This window comes from Salicibibacter cibi, assembly GCF_016495865.1.
Lineage (GTDB): Bacteria > Bacillota > Bacilli > Bacillales > Marinococcaceae > Salicibibacter > Salicibibacter cibi.
In genome coordinates this window covers 1,403,935-1,423,896 of the sequence record NZ_CP054706.1, presented here as the reverse complement: position 1 = coordinate 1,423,896, position 19,962 = coordinate 1,403,935, and the positions used below count along the sequence as shown (strand labels likewise).

The window sequence follows — 19,962 nt, the reverse complement described above, 5'->3', positions numbered from 1 at the left end:
ATTTTCATCGTAAGTTTTGCCTTTTTATTCCGACAAGAGGTGAGTAATCATCCCATATTTTGTACAATATCTATCATCATGCTTGTCCAAATCGACGATATTGACGACCCTTCTATTTAACCATTACCCTAAGAAGGCTTCGTAAAAACATTCATCGATGGATTTCTGCACAAAACCACACGTTTTTTTATTATAACGAATCTTTTTCTATTTGGCTAGAGGGAATTAAAAAAATTTGTTCCTAGATTGATTGATTGATAACGTTGCGATCAAGCTTCCTTTAATGTGTGAAATGATTGGAAATCATATTTGCCGTTTCTTCCACTGCTTTATTTGACACATCGATAATACTGCAACCGATTTTTGCCATAACCTTTTTCGAATAATCCAATTCATTCTCTATGCGTTCCATGCTCGCATAGTTAGCTTCTTTTTTCAGGCCGAGCGATATCAGTCGCTCCGAACGTATTTCGTGTAATTTTTCCGGACGAATATGAAGACCGATACATTTATCGGACGTAATGCGAAACAACTCTTCCGGCGGCTCAAGCTCCGGGACAATCGGAACGTTTGCCACTTTTAATCCTTTATGTGCCAAATACTGGGACAGGGGTGTCTTGGAAGTGCGGGAGACACCGATAAGGACAATATCCGCATTTAAAATGCCACGTGGATCTCTGCCATCGTCATATTTGACGGCGAATTCAATTGCTTCCACTTTTCGAAAATATTCCTCGTCCAAACGGTAAACAAGTCCCGGTTTATACTTCGGTTCCAGTTGCAAAAGATGGGTCAATTTATCAAGAATCGGCCCCATGATGTCCACCACTTCCACTTGTTTTCGCTCTGCTGTTGCAAGCAAATGGGCCTTCACTTCAGGAACGACGAGTGTAAACGCAATCATTGCACCGACATCTTTGGCAAGGTCCACCACTTCATTGATCGTTGCTTCATCTTCTACGTAAGGAATGCGGCGCACTTCAATGTTTGTGGTCCCAAATTGGCTCGCTGCCGCTTTAATGACCAGTTCCGCTGTTTCTCCGACAGAATCGGAAATGACATAAACAATCGGATGCTGTTGAAATGTATTCATGAACGACCACCTCCCAATGGGCGCTCGGATTGCACTAAATCAACGAGCGCTTTCGTCATTGTTGTTTTCGTGACACGGCCAACGACTTCGTATGGATGATTATCCTCGCCATTCACTACAGGGAGCGCGTCGATTTGCCGTTCAATTAACAGGCTTGCCGCCTCGATAAGCAAGTCATCTTTTTTACAGACCGTAATATTTGGCATCCGCGTCATAATGATACTCACCGGCATCGATTCCAGGTCTTGTTTACCGATGCTTGCCCGGAGCAAATCTTTCCGGGAGAGGACCCCGGCCAGCTGCGAGGTTTGATCAACGACAAATAACGTTCCCACATCCTCGAGAAACATTGCGCTTATTGCATCGTATACGGAGTCAGACTCCCCGACAACGACCGGGATGGATTGGTACTCTCCCACTTTTCGTTCCTTTATTTCCGCAAGCGGAACTTCTGCCCCTGTTTTCCCCGTAAAATAATAACCGACACGCGGTCTGGCGCCGAGAAAACCGACCATGGTAAGGATGGCTAAATCAGGGCGCAGAGTGGCTCTTGTCAAGGAAAGGTGGTCCGCGATTTGTTCACCGGTAATCGGACCTTCATTTTTTACGATTTCCAAAATCCGTTCTTGCCGATCCGTTAATTCGATGGTTTCTCACCCCTTATGCTGGAGGTTGGAAGTGGGATGTTAGAAGTTGGGAAAAACCTCTGGCCTCTCACTTCCGAAATGATTTATGAACAATCTCTTACGCAGGAAATACGAGTGATTGAATACGGGCAAACCGGTGGATCTCTTTTGATAAATGATGCATTTGCCGAAGGCGGTTCAATCGCAATCGTTCATCATCGCTCATCACCATGATCGCCTCAAAATAACGGTGGATGACAGGGGAAAGCTTTACGAAAGCTTCCCAGGCACTTGCCAGATCTTTTTTCTCCAACAAAAGCGGCAATTCCTTTTTAAGCGCTGTATACTGATCGTAAAGTTCCTGTTCCTCCTCTTTTTCAAACGCTTCGGGGTCAGGAAGATCCGCTTCCGATTCATCAACTTTTTTGGCAATATTATTCACACGACTGAGCGCTTCCGCAACTGCTTTCATCTCATCGGAACCGTGCCGTTTCTGTAAAAATGCCGCTCGTTCAAATAATGTATCCAAACGTCCGTAAGGGGCAAACAATACGGCGTTTACGACGTCGTAGGAGATTCCTTTTTCCGTGAGCAGAGCCTTGCACCTAAGGGCGAAAAAATCACTGGCTTCCGTAAACAACGCGTATCCATCCGTCAGCCCCTCTTCTTGCATAACAGTCACGACAAATTCCAACATCGTTTCGAAGGTCACAGGGAATTCGTAGCGGTTAGCAATTTGAACGATGGCTTGCGCCTGCCTTCGCAACCCGTAAGGGTCTTGGGAGCCTGTCGGTTTTAGGTCAATCGCCAATGAAGTCAAAATGGTGTCCCATTTATCCGCCATGCTTACAATCGCGCCGACGGTCGTTTCCGGAAGCGCATCACCGTTAAAACGGGGCAAGTATTGTTCTTTAATCGCGGTGGCAACCGTTTCTTTTTCCCCGAGTTTCAACGCGTAATCTGCGCCCATGATCCCTTGCAGTTCCGGAAATTCATCGACCATATGGGAGGATAGATCGAACTTCAAAAGATTTGCCGATCGTGTGACATCATCGGTCAATTGCTCATTAAAGGTTGCTTTTTCCGCCAATTGGCGTGCGATTTTTGTCGTCCGGCGACGCTTGTCCTCCAGGGTTCCCAATTTTTCATGTTCGACGATGTGACCCAGTTTTTCCAAAAACTGTTCCATGGTGCGCGCTTGATCTTCTTCGTAAAAAAAGACGGCGTCCGACAAGCGTGCTCGCAATACTTTTTCGTTTCCTTTTTGCACATTTTCCAAATGACGATGATCGCCATTTCGAACCGTCACGAAAAAAGGAAGCAAATGGCCGTCGACATCATATACGGCAAAGTACCGTTGATGCTCTCGCATCGTTGTAATCAACACATCATCGGGAAGACGTAAAAAAGTCTCGTCAAACGTTCCATACAAAACGGTCGGATATTCGACAAGATTGGCAACTTCCCCGAGCAAATCTTCGTCTTTGCCGATTCGCCAGTTTTGCTCCTCTTCGAGCATTTCCATCTGTTTCTTAATCGCGGTTTTTCTTGATTCGTGATTCGCCAGCACAAACGCCCGCAAAAGTTCCTGCTCATAATCACCGGCATCATTTAAGGATGTCGGCTCGCCAAGGAATCGATGTCCGGCGCTTTCGCGCCCGGTTTGCACGCCCGCAACCTCGTAAGGAACAACATCTGTGCCAAACATCGCGACTAACCAGCGAATCGGGCGCACGTACCGCAAACGTTCCCGTCCCCAACGCATGCTTTTCGGAAATGTAAGTGCGGTTGCTTGAGACACGGCATCCGGGAGCAATTCAGTCGTTGCTTTCCCTTTTTTTTCAATGGTTGCAAATACGTATGCGCCTTGGGACGTCTCCTTTTCGGCAAGTTTTTCCGGTTCGACGCCTTTGCCCCGCGCAAAGCCGAGTGCAGCTTTCGTCCAATTGCCTTCTTCGTCTTTAGCAATTGCCGTTGCGGGACCGCGCGCCTCTTCTACGATCCCTTCTTGTTTTTCGGCCAACGCTTCAATCAGAACAGCGAGCCGTCTCGGAGTGGAAAAGGCGTGCACCGTCTGATAAGCCAACCGATGTTCATCCAGCCATTTTTCCATGTTTGAACGCAATTGTTCCCGAGCGTCGTCGATGTATTGGGCCGGCATTTCCTCCACGCCGATTTCCAACAGAAAAGGCTTTGTCATTATTTTGCCTCCTCCTTTTCCCTTCTTAATAACGGGAAGCCAAGTTTCTCCCGATTGGCGTAATGGATGGAAGCGCATCTCTTTGCAAGCTTCCGCACTCTTCCGATATAACCCGTGCGTTCGGTCACCGATATCGCACCACCGGCGTCAAGCAGATTAAATGTATGGGAACACTTCAAGATGTAGTCGTAAGCAGGGAAAACAAGCTCCTCTTCCAAGATCCTTCCCGCTTCTTTTTCGTAAGTAATAAACAACTGTTTGAGCATCTCATGATCGGCGATTTTAAATGTGTACATGGAATGCTCGTATTCCGGCTGATAAAAAATGTCCCCGAATGTGAAACCATCTTGCCATTCAAGATCGAAAACATTCTCTTTATCCTGGATATAGGAACAAAGCCGTTCGATCCCGTAAGTGAGCTCAACCGACACAGGGTCCGCGTCAAGGCCGCCGACCTGCTGAAAATAGGTGAACTGCGTAATTTCCATGCCATCGAGCCAAACTTCCCAACCCAATCCCCAAGCGTTAAGGGTAGCGTCTTCCCAATTATCTTCAACGAAACGGATATCATGTTCCTCGGGATTGATGCCAAGCGCCTGCAGGCTTTCCAGGTAAAGGTCCTGAATATTGTTCGGGGAAGGCTTCATGATGACCTGGAATTGGTGATGTTGGTAAAGACGGTTCGGGTTCTCCCCATACCTGCCATCCGACGGGCGTCTCGATGGTTCCACATAAGCCACATTCCACGGCTCGGGACCGATGCTTCGCAGAAACGTCATTGGATTCATTGTCCCCGCGCCTTTCTCGACATCATATGGCTGCATAATAAAGCAGTTCTGTTCTGCCCAATACGATTGCAAGTGTAAAATAACTTCTTGAACGTTCATAGCACAAAGCTCTCCTTTCGGCACTGCATTCTCTCTTTTGAATCATTTTCTACATGCAACCATAAAAACTCCCGCCCCAAGAATGTCTTAGGGACGGGAGTTTTCCCGCGGTTCCACCCTAGTTGCACCCATGTTTTACACAGGTACCCCTTTGTCATTTATACTCCAAAGCGCCTTCCAAGGACCGGCAGTTGTGGCTTTCACCATCCCACATCGCTAGTTACTGCCTCATTCCAAGTACTACTCTTCTTCTCAGTATAGTTGTAGATATTTAATTTGTATAAAAACCATACGCGAACAGCAAGCTGTTGTCAAGGTTTCCATTGTTGCCACTGATCCAGAAAACGTTTGGACTTTAGGGTTAAGCCTGAATATGTATCATAATAGGATTCAAGGAGATGATGAAGCAAGGTTTTCGTTTCCGGTTTCACGCGAATCTGCCCAAGATTCCCTGGTTCAATATAATAAAGCGTTCTAAGCAACTGTACTTGTTTAGGCGTTAACCAAAACCGATGTGCATCAAATTTGCTGCACGTTTCACAGAGAAAACCGGCTTCTTTTACGGAAAATGAAAAATCTCCTGCGGTTCTGCCGCAATTCGCACATCGATCTAATTCAGGTTTAATTCCGGCAGTTTTCGTTAGTTTTAATTCAACCATTCGAAGCAGAACTTCCGCATCTTCTCCTTGCTCAATGAAGCGCAAAACCGTAAGAACGAGCGCAAAAAGGGAAGGGCTTGCCTCATGATCCGTCGTCACTCCATCAAGCAATTCACAGACATAAGCGGCATGTGCAGTTTTTTCAATATCGTAGCGTACTCGAGTGAACGATTCCAAAACCTCTCCTTGCGAAAGTGTGCTCATCGAAGAAGGTCGGTAATGAAAATGAAAGAGCCCATATGAAAACAATTGACTGACTGCCGCAAAGCGACTGGTTGATTTTTTTGCACCACGTGCCATCAAAGCGATTTTCCCACGCTCTCTTGTAAAAACCGTGAGGATGATGTTGGCCTCTCCGTAGGAAACCGCACGTATAACGAGCCCTTCGTTTTTTTCAAGCATAGGTATTCATCCTTGCTCATGTGTGTTCGTCGTCATTCTTCGCTGAAGCTGCTTCTTCTTCTCCAGGCTCCATCCATTCATCTGTGCACTCATATTCTTTATGCATTAAATACGCATCGAGGTCACCGGTCAGAGCAAAAACTTTCCAATAATTTAACATCTGTAGTTCCCCCTCTTGTTTTGTTTTTGCATCTACGATTAGATTGAGCAAAAGCAGGCACTCTCATAACAGAGAAAATTTACTATTTATGGATTGCTGAACAACTTGCAGCTATCAGCTGAAGCCGGGATGTCGCTTCCATAGCTTCGCTTTCCGCGGACGAACGGTCAAGCCTCCTCGCGCACAACCGGCGCTGCGGGGGCTTGACGCGTCCGTTTTTCCGCTGGAGTCTCGCCATTGCAGCACCATCCCTCCGTACGTTGCCAGAAGTGCAAGGGTTTTTTGCTTATAGGATGGATTTCCTTGCATCCAGTTTTGACAACACCAACGGAAAATGCTTATGTGCCAGTCTTTTTCCATTATTCAGCAGTCCCTATTTATGTGCACCTAACTTCCAGTATAGATACATGATCGTAAAAAACAAGGCTTTCGGGGGAATCGCCGTTGGTTCGTGCGTATTTGCCTTTCGGGCGCCGGGGGGAAGAGAAACGTCGAACGATCGCAGTTGCTACTCTTTGTCGCTATATCCTTGTTCCCGGAGAAAGCGGCTTTTGTTCCGCCAGTCCTTTTGCACTTTCACCCAAAGGTCAAGGTACACATCGGTACCGAGAAGCCCGTGGATATCTTTTCTCGCTTCCTGTCCGATCGTTTTCAACATCGAACCATTGCGTCCGATAATAATTCCCTTTTGCGATTTTCGTTCGACAATGATCGTAGCTTGCACATAGGTTTTTTGATTTTCCCTTTCTTGCACTTCATCAATCATCACTGCGATCGAATGGGGGATTTCATCACGGGTATGGCCCAACACCTTTTCGCGAATAAATTCCGCCATAATAAAGCGCTCCGGGTGATCGGTGATTTGCTCTTCCGGATAATACTGCGGCCCTTCCGGCAAATACTTATAAATATGTTCCAACAACGGACCCACATTTTGGTCACGGAGCGCGGAAATCGGAAATATTTCCGCAAAGGTCCCATAATGCCGGTATTCTTCAATCCGTTCCAATACGTGGTCCGGATGAATTTTATCAATTTTGTTCATGATCAAAAACACTGGCGTGTTCGCCTTTTGCAAAGCATCAAGAATAAACTGCTCCCCCCGTCCGAAAGGTTCCGAAGCATCGATAAAAAACAAAACCAGGTCCACCTCCGACAATGAATCGAGAGCCGTTTTCACCATATACTCGCCGAGTTGATGCTTCGGTTTATGCACGCCCGGCGTATCCACAAAAATGACCTGGCCGTTCGTTTGCGTATGTACCGCCTGAATTTTATTTCGCGTCGTTTGCGGTTTGTCACTCATAATCGCGATCTTTTGTCCCAATACTTGATTTAAAAACGTTGATTTCCCCGCATTTGGCCGTCCGATTAATGCCGCGAACCCGGAACGGTACTCACTCATCCATATCCCCCGCTTCAAATGCACCCGGCAATAGCTCGGCAACTGTCATTTTTTTTGTGTCTCCTTTCAAATTCGCAAGTGCGACTTCCGCCTCGGGGTCCATAAATTCCGCCATTACTTGCCGGCAAGCGCCGCACGGGGACACCGGTTCCTTCGCATCCGCGATCACCGCGATTTTTTTCACCCGCTTCGCTCCTGCCGAAACCGCGTTGAAAATCGCGGTCCGCTCTCCGCAATTCGAAAGGCCATAAGAAGCGTTTTCGATATTGCATCCTTGGAAAAAACCAGCATCGGTTTCCGCGCAAGCACCGACCGGAAAGGCCGAATACGGCGCATACGCGGAACCCCTTGCTTCTTTTGCCCGCTGAATTAACGTTTCCATGCCATTCCATCTCCTTATTTCGGCTCTTCATCAAAATCTATCGTTGATATCAGTGAATAATTATGATAATAACACAAGCTAGCGGAGGAAAAAGAAAAAAAGCGATCTTCTTTCTTTTCGTTATAAAAGCTTGGCGAAAAGCCTAGTTTTCTAACGAGGAGGCTGAGTGCAAGCCCACGGAAAGCGTAGTGTTTTTCCATAGTGGTCACCATCGTTCAGATTTGTCAACCATAGATTTTAGTGTTGACTCTTATTTTATCCCAAAAAGTTCAAGCAACGGTTGATAAAAAATAATAATACCGACGACGACCGCGATTAAACTATATACAAATACAGCAGTCGCGGCTACATCCTTTGCGATTTTCGCAAGTGGATGATAGTCTTCGCTCACCAAGTCTACGACTCGTTCAATCGCCGTGTTGACCAGTTCAAACGTAATCACGCCACCGATCACGACAAGGAGAATCGCCCATTCGATAAGACTTACTCCGAAAACAAATCCGAGCACAAGAATGGTGCTCGCAATAGCCATATGAATGACCATGTTTTGTTCATTTTTGAGCACATACCATAAGCCTCGGCTTGCGAAAAAAAAGGAAAAAAATAAGCGGCGAATCCCTTTTTGTTTAGGTTTTTCTTTCCAGTCCATAAGCGCTCAACAATTCCTCCTGCAACGTGAACATCTCTTGTTCCTCTGCGGTCGTCCCATGGTCATAACCGAGCAAATGGAGCAGGCCGTGGACAGCTAAAAAACAAAGTTCACGCTCCATGGAATGGCCATATTCTCCCGCTTGATCACGCGCCTGCTCGACGCAAACAACGATATCTCCAAGCATATGGTCTGCAGGATCCGTATCCATTGCTTCTGCATCATCATTTAACGCAAAAGACAACACGTCCGTTGCATCATCTTTGCCTCGATAATCCCGATTTAATGCCTGAATCGTTTTCGCATCCACGAACAGCAGTGAACACTCTGTGTCCGCGGGCAATCCAAGACGTTCACACGTTGATTGTAATACATTCGTGACAAGCGCCACCTGCGTTTCCGGAAGTGTCGCCGTCTCATCCGCAATATCAATATGAATCGCCATTCGCTGATTTCTCCTTTTCACCTTCGCTGTTTTCGGGATATTCAATCCGAGAATGAAACGTTCCCCGCAACGTCTCGCACATCGTATTGGCGACGATCGATATTTCTTTCATCGTGAGGTCACATTCGTCAAATTGCCCATCTATAAGCCGATCGCGAATGATATCATTGACAAGTTTCTCGATCTTCTCCCCTGTCGGCGCATCCATGGAACGGACCGCCGCTTCCACGCTATCCGCAACCCCCAGCACCGCGCTTTCCTTAAACCGGGCTTTGGGACCGGGGTAACGATAATCCGCTTCGTCCGGTTTCATGTCTTTTTCTTTTGCCTTATGATAAAAATATTTCAGCAGCGTCGTCCCATGGTGCTCTTTGGCGAAATCAACAATTTGCTTTGGAAAATTGTGTGCTTCCAACATTCGCGCACCGTCATAAGGGTGATCAATAATAATCTGCGCACTCACATCCGGTGAAAGGCGTTCATGCGGATTGCCGATTTTCATTTGATTTTCAATAAAATACTGCGGACGTTTCGTTTTTCCAAGATCATGATAATACGCACCGACACGCGCAAGCAAACCATTGGTGCCAATCGCCTCGCAAGCCGCTTCCGAAAGGTTGGCCACCATGACGCTGTGATGGTAAGTACCGGGCGCCTCCAAAAGTATTTTTCTTAACAACGGCTGATTGGCATTCGAAAGCTCGATTAATTTCGTTTTTGAGAGAATATTAAACCCTGTTTCAAAAAAAGGCAAAAAACCCAAAGTCAAAACCGCTGCCAGAAAACCGGACCCCACTGCAAAGCCGATTTCAAGGCCATAGCTTTCCAAAACAATGGGAACATTACTTAAAAAGTAAAATGCAGTTACCGTTAATGCGTTCATGAGCGCAATAAAGACGCCTGATTGCAAAATCTTGGCGATTTGCGGCGTTTTCCCGAGAAAAAACACCCCTGCCAATCCACTGAATAGCGCGTAAACCATAAACGTAGCGTGAAAGTTGCCTGTTGCTTCCCCATTGAAAATGACACTCCCGGCCAAAGCCAACAAGACAGCGGTATAAAGCGCAACCCGGTAAGAGAGCAATTGGGCAAGAAGCATCGTCCCGAGGGCGACCGGCGTGACCCACAAAATCCCTTCCATGTCGAACAGATTGAGCACACTCATGATTTTCATCGTTGCCAGCATAATAAAAAACACGAGGACATACAGGAAAAGCGCCTGATTGCTATAACGAAGGGGAGAACTCGTTTGCGTAGCGTAAAAAGCAACCATGGCAACGATCATTCCGACAAACAGCAACAAACCCAAATAAGGAAACGGAGAAAAATCATCATCCAATAAACCTGTCAGGTTCAACTGTTCATAAATTTCCGCATCAATGATTTCGCCTTCCTCGGCAAGCAGTTCTCCTTCGCGAATAAGCACCGGTTCCACTTCGTCAAGCGCTTCTTCTCTGCGCTCCGCGGTATTTTCATCATCATATATGTAATTGGCCGTTACCATATGGCTGGCAATGTCTGCACTCGCGTTCTGCAACTGTGAGTTCCCCATTGACATGGAAACACGTTCCTCTGCTTCTTCCCTGGCGACAGGAACATCATCGACAGCGAGCTCCTCATTCATCACTTCATGGACAGCATTCCGAGCGGCGTCCCGTCCAATCATCAGTTGTTCTTCGCTTTCATCCAGCAATATTTCAAGCGTCTCTTCCGGCAGTCGCTGATCCATCTCTTCTTCAAGCGTTTCTTGCAATTGCTCCACTTGGATGTCGACGGACGACGTATCATCAGCATCTTCCGCTTGAAATTCTGTTGCCAGTTCAAAAACCGTGTTGATTTTCTCCGTTTGCATCAATACATAGTCATTTCGATGAACGTACGAAGGGTCAAGCTCATCCAATGCTGCCTGTTCGCGTTCAGCCGTTAGCGCTTCATGTTCAACGGTAATAGGGGAACGAATATCTTCAGGGGCAGGTTCGGAGAGGGAGACGTCCAGTTGTTCAGGCTGGACGTTGTCCAACATGGATACATAAAGAAGAATGCCCAGCAGTAAAAATAAACTAACACGCACGCTTCGATGGCGAGTGCCGGGCGTTTGCAATTTCTGCTTTTTATTTTTATTTGCTGTCATGACAACTCACTCCACCCAAACACTCACTTTGAAGATTGATCGTCTTCAAACTTTTCATAGGCCTCAAGCACACGTTGCACGATTGTATGGCGAACAACGTCGGCCCCTTTCAAATATACAAAAGCGATGTCACTTACTTCTTTGAGGATGTCGATCGCCATGCGTAAGCCCGATTTTTTCCCTTTTGGCAAATCGACCTGTGTTAAATCGCCATTCACGATCATTTTGGATCCAAATCCCATTCGTGTCAGAAACATTTTTATCTGTTCGGGAGTAGTGTTTTGTGCTTCATCAAGAATGACAAATGCATCATCGAGCGTACGGCCTCGCATATAAGCAAGGGGAGCAACTTCTATCGTTCCTCGTTCCATCAATCGCGATGTATGTTCGGTGCCAAAAATATCATGGAGCGCATCATACAGCGGGCGCAAATAAGGATCGACTTTTTCTTTCAGATCTCCGGGGAGAAACCCCAGATTTTCTCCTGCTTCAATCGCCGGGCGTGTAAGAACGATCCGTTGTACACTGCCCGCTTTTAAAGCGGAAACCGCCATTACGACCGCTAAAAACGTTTTGCCGGTGCCGGCGGGGCCTAGCCCAAACACCATGTCGTATTTGCGGATAGCGCTCACATAATCTTGCTGCCCGAGCGTTTTCACCGTTATCGGTTTACCTTTGGCATTGGTCGCGATTGTTTCTTGATAAATATGGTTTAGCTTGTCCAACTGTCCTTGACCGTCCAGTTGGATTGCGTAGATGATATCACGCTCACCGAGCACTGTTCCTCTACGTACAAGTTGCAATAATTGAGCAAATACGCGTTCAATGGTAGCGATGCTTTCCCCATCTCCACTCACGACCAGCGCTTCGCCGCGAATGACGATAGAAACTTGCAGTTGCTCTTCCACGCGCTTGATATGAACGTCATTGGGTCCGAACAGCGTTTGCAATTCAGCTGTATCCTGTACATGTAAATCAATGACTTTTCGATCGGTCACATTTCTCAATCCCCTTGTGTGATAGGCGCTTCTCTCGCAATATCTTCTTCAACCTCGTAAAGAATGGACAACTTTACTTTACCACTGTCCCTTTGCTCCTGTAAAATATTTTCTGATAAAATTTCCGCATCGCTATCCAAGTTGCGCAATAACTGCCGCTCCCCTAATTGTTTTGCAATCTCCGCCAACTCTTCTTCCTCATACGTCCGTGTAACAATCGCTTTCTCTTCATAGCTCGTGCGCTCTATCGGCAATGGAATGTCCGTGAAATATAAAGGGATTCGAAGTTGATCCGTTGTTACATGATGACGTTCAAATAAAGATTCGGCATCTTGCCCCCAAAATGTCCACTCATTTCCAAATAACTGCAAATCAAGGCTTCTCGTGCGTTCTCCTGTAAATACTTCTCCGCTAATTTCCAACGGCAATTCAATCGTTCCGCGATACCATGTTTCTGCATGAACGTCTCCGATAGCCGCGATTTCTTCCATATCTTCCTCGTCGCTTTCTTCACGGCCAATCAAACCGGAAATAAGCACGTCTCCTTCTTCCACATAGGCGTTCGGCGCCACTTCTGCCCGTCCATGCTCGACATAAATATCCCGAATAACCCCATTTTTGGTTGCCACAAGATTCCGCGGCGCAACCTCATCTTCCTCTTCCGCGAGATGCTGCTCAACGACGTGAAATTGATAAGTTGTCCCCTGCCGTTCAACGCCGATCCACGTGGCTCCCGGGACTTCTTCGCTCACTCGTTGCTGGATCTCCGCTTCCGGCGGCAACTCCCACTGGGGCTGTCCGGGCTGAAGCCCTATGTCAGCTGCCCACGCTTCAATTTCATGTTCAATTCCCGGAGACGCACCTTCAATGTCCACTCGCCATACAAGTTGGGAAAGAAGAACAAGCACAGTGCAAAATGCCAAAATTCCTATAATAAAGCCAAATCGGCGTCGCCCCTGGCGGGTGAGTAAATAAAGTCCGCGCCGCTTGCCAAAGCGTACCGATACATTCGTCATTTTCGCTACAGTGCGCAATCGTTTAACGTCTGCAATTCGTATCGTTGCCTGCAGTTTCTTGCCGCTGCTTGTCCGCCTGATTTCCGTTAAGGAAATACTGTTTTTCACACATTGATTGATGAACGTTTCAAGCGCTTCCCCTTCGACCTTCATCTCTACTAAGCCTAGCCAGTCCGGGTTTTTCTTAAACATCAAACCTCCTCACCTCTCCCCAAATGTGTGACTTGTTCGATCGTTCCTTCAAGAACCAACTCTTCAGGCAAAATAGCCTTAATATACAAGTCTTGCCCCTTAACTTCCAACTTCCCTTCAGAAAGACGGACGATTATGAGTTGAGGAGTAAAAGAAAGAATGCCTCGGTGATTTTCTATATAAACGTGCAGATGACCGATCATCGTCACCCTCGGCACCCCCATCGTGACATCTGCCGGTACTTCCATCCCTTTCGTCAGCCACTTATTGATCTGTCTTGACAGTCGCCTCACAAGGATCCCTCCTCAACTATACATATGTGAGGAATCCGGACTGTATCACTTATAGGTTGGACAGAAGAAGAGCAGGTTTTTGAAAAAATCTTTCGATAACTTGGCTTTTCGCCAAGCTTTAATGGTGAAAGCCTTCGTTGCACTTATGTAGATAAGAAAGTTGCTTGATACTTAGGGATTGCTGAACAACGTGCAGCTATCAGCTGAAGCCGAGATGGCGCTTCCATGGTTTCGCTTTCCGCGGACGAACGGTCAAGCCTCCTCGCGCAAAACCGGCGCTGCGGGGGCTTGACGCGTCCGTTTTTCCGCTGGAGTCTCGCCATTGCAGCACCGTCCCTCCATGCGTTGCCAGAAGTGCAAGGTTTTTTTGTTTATAGGATGGATTTCCTTGCATCCAGCTTTGACAACACCAACGGAAAATGCTTATGTGCCAGTCTTTTTCCGTTATTCAGCAGTCCCTATTTATCTAGCAAAAAAAAGAACGCGGCGTCCGCGTTCTTTTCATTTCATCATTCGATTCGTCCTGTGAGGTTTTCTGGCTCTCGGTTCGCTAAGCACCTCCGACCAAACAACGCCTTTCACAACGTCTTTGCCTGATAAATTGTTAAAGGGAAAGGCCTCGCTTTGACGCTTCTTTTTCCCCGGAGCCACCGCCGGCGCATCAGTGTTTTCCAATCGCTGCTTCGCATTCTCACGCTCCCGGCGTAACCGCTCTCGTTGCTGTTCATATGCTGCGTGCGCACTACTTGTTTCTGTCGTACTATTATCTTCCCGATAAACTTGACGCTCCGCTTGAGGTGCTCGCTCGGTCGGATGTTCAGCGTCTCTCATCATATCCTCAAATTGTCTTCTGAGATCTCCAAACGTGCTGCCTTCCCCTTGCCGGTCATTCCCGGATGCATCGGATGAAGGCTGACGAGACGGACCCGTTCCCGGCCGGGAACGTTGCTCGCCCTCATTCTTTTTCTTCGCATTGCTTATTGAATTAAAAATCGTTGTTGCAATGAAAATGAGAATGAATATAAACAGTAAATCCAAGGGTCCATCCCCCTTTCTTCCATCACTGCGTCATTAATCCAGACCTTTGTGGGGATCCCTGATATCTTCGTCATCGTCCTTTGTCGCACTTCCGATATGCTTTCTCATATCGGTGTCAGCTTCCACATTCTGCAAATTGTAGTAATCCATAACACCCAGGTTTCCGGAGCGTAAAGCTTCCGCCATTGCCTGTGGAACTTCGGCCTCGGCCTCAACAACTCTGGCTCGCATTTCTTCAACGCGGGCATTCATTTCTTGTTCTTGGGCTACAGCCATGGCGCGGCGTTCTTCCGCTTTCGCCTGTGCAATTTTCTTGTCAGCCTCTGCTTGATCCGTTTGTAATTGAGCGCCGATATTTTTCCCGATATCAATATCGGCAATATCAATAGAAAGAATTTCGAAGGCGGTTCCGGAATCAAGCCCTTTACTCAATACGGTTTGCGAGATCATATCAGGATTTTCAAGCACTGCTTTATGATCCTCGCTGGAACCGATGGTAGAAACAATCCCTTCGCCCACACGGGCAATAATCGTTTCTTCACCGGCGCCCCCGACGAGACGGTCAATGTTGGCCCGTACGGTAATCCGGGATAACGCTTTAATTTCAATCCCGTCCATCGCTACACCGGCAATAAAAGGAGTTTCAATTACTTTCGGGTTAACGCTCATTTGAACGGCTTCGAGGACATCGCGCCCGGCGAGGTCAATCGCTGCGGCACGCTCAAATGTCAATTCAATATTGGCACGGTGAGCGGCAATTAAAGCATTGACGACGCGGTCAACGTTACCTCCCGCCAAATAGTGGCCTTCCAGTTTATTCAGTTTTAAATCCAAACCTGCCTTTTTAGCTTTTACCAACGGGTTGACGACACGTTTCGGCACGATGCGCCGCAAACGCATGCCGACCAGTTGGAAAATCCCGATTCTTACGTTAGCTGCCCAGGCAGCAATCCATAGGCCGACCGGAATAAACGTAAAGAGAATCCCGAGAACGATAACAACAACGGCAATCGCTACGAGTGTAATGATTTCTGTTGGCACGTAAACTCCTCCTTTTTTAATACTGCTGTTTTAATGAACAGCCCTTACAACAATACGCGGGCCGGACACAGATATGACTCTCACCTCACTGTCAGCTTCCACGTAAGCACCGTCAGCGACAACATCGAAATGTTCCCCTGCGAGCACCATCAAGCCCGAAGGGCGCAAAGGCGTCAACGATCGGCCGATTTGGCCGATGAGCTCATCATCTGAAGCCGTTTCATCCGCGTCTCCGGAAGGTTCCGAAGCATTCTGCAATACAAGTTTTTGCATAAATCCGATTTTACCGAAATACTTAAAAAGCAACACTGTCGCAATAACGACCACGACCAAGGCAATTAAGACAGAAAACAGAATTTGTGTCGTGTCAAACGAGGCCATGAACACACTTCCGATAATAGATGCCAGCCCCAGCACTCCAAATATGCCAAAGCCGGTGAAAACTATTTCCGCAACGATTAACATCAATCCCAGAATGAGTAAGATAACCGCTTCCATTCCTGCAAAACCGGCAAATAAATGGCCAAAGAAAAATAGCCCCAACGATCCTAAGCCGACTAATCCCGGCAATCCAAACCCGGGCGTAAACAACTCCATGATTAAACCGACGCCTCCGACGGCCAGCAATATCGGAATAATCATCGGGTTTGTCACCCAACGTGTCAACTGTTCAGCAAGACTGACTTCGGATTCGACCTGTTCAGCGTCTTCCAATCCCAAATAATCCAACACTTCTTCGCGATCGGTGACGACGTCCTCGGCGTAACCGACATCCGACGCTTGTTCTGCACTCATTGTCAGCAGTTCATCCGGATCCGCCATCGCTCTCGCATACTCCGGATCGCGATCGTGCTCATTGCTTTGGGCTGCAATCTCCATGTTCGACTCCCAAGCTGCCTGCGCTTTGTCACCGGCCGTATTGCCCGATCCATCTACAACAGCTGCATCACCCATCTGTGCACTCGGATCCATCATAATGTTATCCGCATTAAGTGCAATGTATGCCCCCGCCGACAAAGCTTCAGAGGTGACGTAGGCCGTAATGGGCACTTCTGCATTCTGGATAATCTCTGCGATATTTCCGGCCGCGTCAACAGTGCCGCCCGGTGTATCAATTTCAAGGACGATGTGGTCGGTGCCTTCTTCCGTTGCCTCCGTAATCGAACGGTCAAGAAATGCCTCTAACCCACTTTCAACCGTCTGCTCCACAGGGATGAAATGAACGGTGGCGTTATCGCTTTGTGCACCAGAGAAAAACGGCATCATCATTCCTGCTGCAATCATGAGGAACAGAAAGAATAAGATGCGTACATGTCTTCCCATTTATTCACGCCCCTTCCCGATAATTTCGTTACATCCTTCTTCGAGTGGAAGCACAACTTACTTCCATTAAATCAAACTTTTTTTGCCTCGACAAGAAATCACACTTTAGGGATGTACGCTATGTACAATGTGGAGCAGATAGGATGCATGAAAACTCAGATATGAGCGGATGTACACAACCGGGGAGAACCGCAAATATAAACCCCCGGTGAAAATAAATCCCGGGGGAATGAATCCCAGAAGATTTGCATTTAATGGATGGTCACATTACTTTCGTTTGCGAGCCGCTTCCGATTTTTTCTTTCGTTTCACGCTTGGCTTTTCATAATGTTTCCGTTTACGAACCTCAGCCAATGTCCCGCTTTTGGACACGTCTTTCTTAAAACGTCGCAGAGCTGAATCGAGTGACTCATTTTTACGTATACGTGTTTCAGCCATTTGAATCCCTCCCTCCGCACAACCGCTTACGAAACCATGACAAAACTTGTCCTTTGGAGCAAGTTTGTTCATTTAACAAAATTGTATAAGAAAACGGCTCAAAATGCAACAAACAAACGCCTTGTTCTTCCATTTTGCCATTTATTTTTTCACTTCGGAATACATGGCTTCTATTGACGGCCTGTTTTTTTAAACATAACTGTTGCCGAATGGCCATACATATGGAATACGGAGGACGAGCAATGGAATATTCACTGCTGATCATGATCGTATATATTTTCATTTTCCTTTTTGGCGTTGCACTTATCCGGACTGGCCTTGGCCAATCTCCCCCTAAACATGTGCGGGTATTAATTGTTAACAGCACGCTTCATCCATTTGCCGGCTTTCTCGTTGGTTTTGCGGCTACGGCACTGTTGCAGAGCAGTTCCGCTGTGATGGTGCTGGCTGTCAGTCTTGTGGCAGCCGGCATTATCCCTTTTCGCCAAACCATCGGCATCATGCTCGGCAGTAATGTTGGAACGACATTAACGCTTGAGATCCTTGTTTTTTCCGGTGAAACGCTCGGATTGTTTTCAATAGCGGCCGGCATCCTTTGTCTATTGTCGCGGACACGTAAGCTATTTCTTCCGGGAACGATTCTTTGTGGGGTTGGTTGCATGTTTCTCGCAATGGATGGCATGAGTTCCTGGGGACAAGAGCTCACAGGACACGGATGGACAGATTGGCTTCTGGAAAATGAAGGAATGTCAGCGGGTACAGCAGTTCTGGGCGGAACAATCATCGCGACCATTATTCAATCAAGTACAGCAACAATCGCAATCGGGATTCAAATGTATGCCAACGATTTTATTCAATTGGATGCCGCGATTGCCATTATGATGGGCGCCAATATCGGGACATGCCTCACAGCCGTTCTTGCGGCTCTAGGTGCCAAGCGCGGAGCCATGCAAACGGCGATGGCCAACGTTTTCCTAAATATCGGAGGCGTCCTACTGTTCTTGCCTTTGATCGGGATATTCTCACACATTATCACGACGCTTGCAGTTGACCCGGCGGCGCAAGTGGCCCATGCTTCAGTTATTTTTAACCTTATCTGCTCGCTCTTGGTGCTGCCGTTTGTGAACCCATTTGCTTCTTTCATTGAACGATTAACCGGGGGTACTGAAAGGTAAATTGAAGTTTTCATGGAGTTTACACCGGAATAAAACACGAAGGCAATGCCTTCGTGTTTTTCCTTCACGCTTGTACATATTGGGTTTTTTCCGCATCATCAAGTACTCGAATGAATTCCCCATGATTGTATGGGTAACCGGCTTTTGTAATTTTCACCCGTATGATCTTTCCGACCATATTAGCGACGGCCGGAACCTTCACTTTCAAATAGTTGTTCGTATAGCCGATATACATCCCACTCTCCGGATCTTCTTTATCTGTTTCTTCCGGAATCATGTCAAGCACTTCACCTTCATGCTTGGACGCATAATCTTTTGCCAATTGATCGGAAAGGCTGATAAGCTGTTGAACCCGTCGTTTCTTCACGTCAGCATCCACTTGGTCCTCTCTGCGGGCAGCCGGTGTCCCTGTTCGTTTTGAATAAGGGAAAACGTGGATCTCGGAGAATTGCAAATCACGAACGAAGTCATACGTTTCCCTGAACTCTTCGTCGGTCTCCCCGGGGAAACCGACGATAACATCGGTCGTAATCGCCAAATCGGGAAAAATAGCTTGCAGACGCTCCACACGTTCTCTGTAATAAGCCGTGGTATATTTTCTTCTCATCCGTTTTAGCACTGTATCCGAACCGGCTTGGAGGGGGATGTGGAAATGATTGACGATGGTTTCCGAATTGCGCACGACCTCAACGACTTCATCAGTGATTTGGCTTGCTTCAATAGATGAGATCCGCAGCCGCTTTAATCCTTCAACTTGCTCAAGCTCACGTAAAAGCGCGGCAAAATTATAATCTTTAAAGTCCTCGCCGTAACCTGCTGTGTGTATGCCCGTAAGAACGATCTCCTTGTATCCTGCAGAGACGAGCTGGCGGGCTTGCTTTAACACGTCTTCCGGTTGCCTGGAACGCAATAGACCGCGCGCCCACGGGATGATGCAAAATGTACAGAAGTTATTGCATCCTTCTTGAATTTTTAAACTCGCTCGCGTACGGTCGGTAAATGCAGGCACATCCAATTCTTCATATACACGCGTTTTCATAATGTTGCTGACGCCATTTATTGGCTCGCGGGATTGCTTAAAATCTTCGATGTACCCGATCATTTTCGAACGATCTTGTGTTCCGACAACGATATCGACGCCCGGGATGTCCATTACTTCCGCCGGAGATGTTTGTGCATAACAACCGGTAACACAAATAACGGCATCAGGATTTTGGCGAATGCAACGGCGAATTGCTTGCCGGCTTTTTTTATCTCCTGTATTTGTCACGGTACATGTGTTAATCACATATACATCCGCTCGTGTTTCCGACTGTACGTACCCTGCATGTTTAAATATTTGCCAAATGGCTTCGGTCTCGTAATGATTCACTTTGCATCCAAGTGTATGAAAAGCTACAGTAGACATA

22 protein-coding genes are annotated in these 19,962 nt (G+C 47.1%); 1 reads left to right on the top strand and 21 read right to left on the bottom strand.

The features are described 5' to 3' along the window. Window positions 1-280: 280 nt before the first annotated feature. The 20 genes from HUG20_RS07245 to rpsU all read right to left on the bottom strand — a co-directional run bounded on the left by HUG20_RS07245 (window position 281) and on the right by rpsU (window position 17,378). Entirely contained in the window at window positions 281-1,093 is an 813-nt protein-coding gene (locus tag HUG20_RS07245; protein WP_200089630.1) for a pyruvate, water dikinase regulatory protein, read from the bottom strand. Further along, a complete protein-coding gene (gene ccpN, locus HUG20_RS07240) occupies window positions 1,090-1,740 on the bottom strand; it encodes a transcriptional regulator CcpN (RefSeq protein WP_200090422.1) in 651 nt (216 codons plus the stop codon). Before ccpN ends, HUG20_RS07245 begins: the two co-directional genes overlap by 4 nt. A gap of 97 nt (window positions 1,741-1,837) precedes the next feature. Beyond that, entirely contained in the window at window positions 1,838-3,919 is a 2,082-nt protein-coding gene (gene glyS, locus HUG20_RS07235; RefSeq protein WP_200089629.1) for a glycine--tRNA ligase subunit beta, read from the bottom strand. Beyond that, the gene (glyQ, locus tag HUG20_RS07230) at window positions 3,919-4,806 is read right to left on the bottom strand and encodes a glycine--tRNA ligase subunit alpha (protein WP_200089628.1); all 888 of its coding nucleotides are present in this window, start codon (window positions 4,804-4,806) and stop codon (window positions 3,919-3,921) included. Before glyQ ends, glyS begins: the two co-directional genes overlap by 1 nt. A gap of 311 nt (window positions 4,807-5,117) precedes the next feature. Continuing rightward, entirely contained in the window at window positions 5,118-5,867 is a 750-nt protein-coding gene (recO, locus tag HUG20_RS07225) for a DNA repair protein RecO (RefSeq protein WP_200089627.1), read from the bottom strand. A 16-nt stretch (window positions 5,868-5,883) separates the two neighbouring features. Then, the gene (locus tag HUG20_RS07220) at window positions 5,884-6,027 is read right to left on the bottom strand and encodes a YqzL family protein (RefSeq protein WP_200089626.1); all 144 of its coding nucleotides are present in this window, start codon (window positions 6,025-6,027) and stop codon (window positions 5,884-5,886) included. 114 nt (window positions 6,028-6,141) lie between these two features. Then, window positions 6,142-6,336 (bottom strand): hypothetical protein, encoded by a 195-nt coding sequence (locus HUG20_RS07215; RefSeq protein ID WP_211200014.1) that lies wholly within the window; start codon window positions 6,334-6,336, stop codon window positions 6,142-6,144. Between the two features lie 199 nt (window positions 6,337-6,535). Further along, window positions 6,536-7,432 (bottom strand): GTPase Era, encoded by an 897-nt coding sequence (gene era, locus HUG20_RS07210; protein WP_200089624.1) that lies wholly within the window; start codon window positions 7,430-7,432, stop codon window positions 6,536-6,538. Continuing rightward, a complete protein-coding gene (locus HUG20_RS07205) occupies window positions 7,425-7,814 on the bottom strand; it encodes a cytidine deaminase (RefSeq protein WP_200089623.1) in 390 nt (129 codons plus the stop codon). The genes era and HUG20_RS07205 overlap by 8 nt, the downstream gene beginning before the upstream one ends. Before the next feature lie 250 nt (window positions 7,815-8,064). Next, window positions 8,065-8,463, bottom strand: coding sequence for a diacylglycerol kinase family protein (locus HUG20_RS07200; RefSeq protein WP_200089622.1), 399 nt, complete (start codon window positions 8,461-8,463; stop codon window positions 8,065-8,067). Further along, window positions 8,441-8,908 (bottom strand): rRNA maturation RNase YbeY, encoded by a 468-nt coding sequence (gene ybeY / locus HUG20_RS07195; protein ID WP_200089621.1) that lies wholly within the window; start codon window positions 8,906-8,908, stop codon window positions 8,441-8,443. Before ybeY ends, HUG20_RS07200 begins: the two co-directional genes overlap by 23 nt. Then, entirely contained in the window at window positions 8,892-11,039 is a 2,148-nt protein-coding gene (locus HUG20_RS07190) for an HD family phosphohydrolase (RefSeq protein WP_200089620.1), read from the bottom strand. The genes ybeY and HUG20_RS07190 overlap by 17 nt, the downstream gene beginning before the upstream one ends. Window positions 11,040-11,062: 23 nt before the next feature. Next, on the bottom strand, window positions 11,063-12,037 hold the full coding sequence (locus HUG20_RS07185) for a PhoH family protein (RefSeq protein WP_200089619.1): 975 nt from the start codon (window positions 12,035-12,037) through the stop codon (window positions 11,063-11,065). Between the two features lie 5 nt (window positions 12,038-12,042). Continuing rightward, window positions 12,043-13,245 (bottom strand): sporulation protein YqfD, encoded by a 1,203-nt coding sequence (yqfD, locus tag HUG20_RS07180; RefSeq protein ID WP_200089618.1) that lies wholly within the window; start codon window positions 13,243-13,245, stop codon window positions 12,043-12,045. After that, a complete protein-coding gene (yqfC, locus tag HUG20_RS07175) occupies window positions 13,245-13,538 on the bottom strand; it encodes a sporulation protein YqfC (RefSeq protein ID WP_200089617.1) in 294 nt (97 codons plus the stop codon). The genes yqfD and yqfC overlap by 1 nt, the downstream gene beginning before the upstream one ends. 199 nt (window positions 13,539-13,737) lie before the next feature. Then, window positions 13,738-13,932: a hypothetical protein gene (locus tag HUG20_RS07170; protein ID WP_200089616.1), complete on the bottom strand. Its 195-nt coding sequence runs from the start codon at window positions 13,930-13,932 to the stop codon at window positions 13,738-13,740. Between the two features lie 107 nt (window positions 13,933-14,039). Continuing rightward, window positions 14,040-14,576 (bottom strand): hypothetical protein, encoded by a 537-nt coding sequence (locus tag HUG20_RS07165; RefSeq protein ID WP_200089615.1) that lies wholly within the window; start codon window positions 14,574-14,576, stop codon window positions 14,040-14,042. 33 nt (window positions 14,577-14,609) lie between these two features. Next, the gene (gene floA, locus HUG20_RS07160) at window positions 14,610-15,617 is read right to left on the bottom strand and encodes a flotillin-like protein FloA (protein ID WP_200089614.1); all 1,008 of its coding nucleotides are present in this window, start codon (window positions 15,615-15,617) and stop codon (window positions 14,610-14,612) included. Between the two features lie 30 nt (window positions 15,618-15,647). Further along, window positions 15,648-16,940 (bottom strand): NfeD family protein, encoded by a 1,293-nt coding sequence (locus HUG20_RS07155; protein WP_200089613.1) that lies wholly within the window; start codon window positions 16,938-16,940, stop codon window positions 15,648-15,650. 267 nt (window positions 16,941-17,207) lie between these two features. After that, window positions 17,208-17,378, bottom strand: a complete 171-nt coding sequence (gene rpsU, locus HUG20_RS07150) for a 30S ribosomal protein S21 (protein ID WP_114369988.1) — start codon at window positions 17,376-17,378, stop codon at window positions 17,208-17,210. Window positions 17,379-17,620: 242 nt separating this feature from the next. Between rpsU and HUG20_RS07145 the strand changes: the two genes are divergently transcribed. Further along, a complete protein-coding gene (locus HUG20_RS07145; RefSeq protein ID WP_200089612.1) occupies window positions 17,621-18,553 on the top strand; it encodes a Na/Pi symporter in 933 nt (310 codons plus the stop codon). A 64-nt stretch (window positions 18,554-18,617) separates the two neighbouring features. Here the strand turns inward: HUG20_RS07145 and mtaB are convergent, their stop codons facing one another. Next, window positions 18,618-19,961, bottom strand: a complete 1,344-nt coding sequence (gene mtaB / locus HUG20_RS07140) for a tRNA (N(6)-L-threonylcarbamoyladenosine(37)-C(2))-methylthiotransferase MtaB (RefSeq protein ID WP_200089611.1) — start codon at window positions 19,959-19,961, stop codon at window positions 18,618-18,620. Window position 19,962 lies beyond the last annotated feature (1 nt).

What these genes read in the sequence shown, in the direction of transcription:
- rpsU (WP_114369988.1), bottom strand. Translation starts at nt 17,378, where the DNA reads ATGGCTGAAACACGTATACGTAAAAATGAGTCACTCGATTCAGCTCTG.
- mtaB (WP_200089611.1), bottom strand. Translation starts at nt 19,961, where the DNA reads ATGTCTACTGTAGCTTTTCATACACTTGGATGCAAAGTGAATCATTAC.
- HUG20_RS07145 (WP_200089612.1), top strand. Translation starts at nt 17,621, where the DNA reads ATGGAATATTCACTGCTGATCATGATCGTATATATTTTCATTTTCCTT.
- HUG20_RS07220 (WP_200089626.1), bottom strand. Translation starts at nt 6,027, where the DNA reads ATGTTAAATTATTGGAAAGTTTTTGCTCTGACCGGTGACCTCGATGCG.
- HUG20_RS07245 (WP_200089630.1), bottom strand. Translation starts at nt 1,093, where the DNA reads ATGAATACATTTCAACAGCATCCGATTGTTTATGTCATTTCCGATTCT.
- era (WP_200089624.1), bottom strand. Translation starts at nt 7,432, where the DNA reads ATGAGTGAGTACCGTTCCGGGTTCGCGGCATTAATCGGACGGCCAAAT.
- glyS (WP_200089629.1), bottom strand. Translation starts at nt 3,919, where the DNA reads ATGACAAAGCCTTTTCTGTTGGAAATCGGCGTGGAGGAAATGCCGGCC.
- HUG20_RS07205 (WP_200089623.1), bottom strand. Translation starts at nt 7,814, where the DNA reads ATGGAAACGTTAATTCAGCGGGCAAAAGAAGCAAGGGGTTCCGCGTAT.
- yqfD (WP_200089618.1), bottom strand. Translation starts at nt 13,245, where the DNA reads ATGTTTAAGAAAAACCCGGACTGGCTAGGCTTAGTAGAGATGAAGGTC.
- HUG20_RS07200 (WP_200089622.1), bottom strand. Translation starts at nt 8,463, where the DNA reads ATGGACTGGAAAGAAAAACCTAAACAAAAAGGGATTCGCCGCTTATTT.
- glyQ (WP_200089628.1), bottom strand. Translation starts at nt 4,806, where the DNA reads ATGAACGTTCAAGAAGTTATTTTACACTTGCAATCGTATTGGGCAGAA.
- recO (WP_200089627.1), bottom strand. Translation starts at nt 5,867, where the DNA reads ATGCTTGAAAAAAACGAAGGGCTCGTTATACGTGCGGTTTCCTACGGA.
- ybeY (WP_200089621.1), bottom strand. Translation starts at nt 8,908, where the DNA reads ATGGCGATTCATATTGATATTGCGGATGAGACGGCGACACTTCCGGAA.
- HUG20_RS07215 (WP_211200014.1), bottom strand. Translation starts at nt 6,336, where the DNA reads ATGCAAGGAAATCCATCCTATAAGCAAAAAACCCTTGCACTTCTGGCA.
- HUG20_RS07155 (WP_200089613.1), bottom strand. Translation starts at nt 16,940, where the DNA reads ATGGGAAGACATGTACGCATCTTATTCTTTCTGTTCCTCATGATTGCA.
- HUG20_RS07190 (WP_200089620.1), bottom strand. Translation starts at nt 11,039, where the DNA reads ATGACAGCAAATAAAAATAAAAAGCAGAAATTGCAAACGCCCGGCACT.
- HUG20_RS07170 (WP_200089616.1), bottom strand. Translation starts at nt 13,932, where the DNA reads ATGCAAGGAAATCCATCCTATAAACAAAAAAACCTTGCACTTCTGGCA.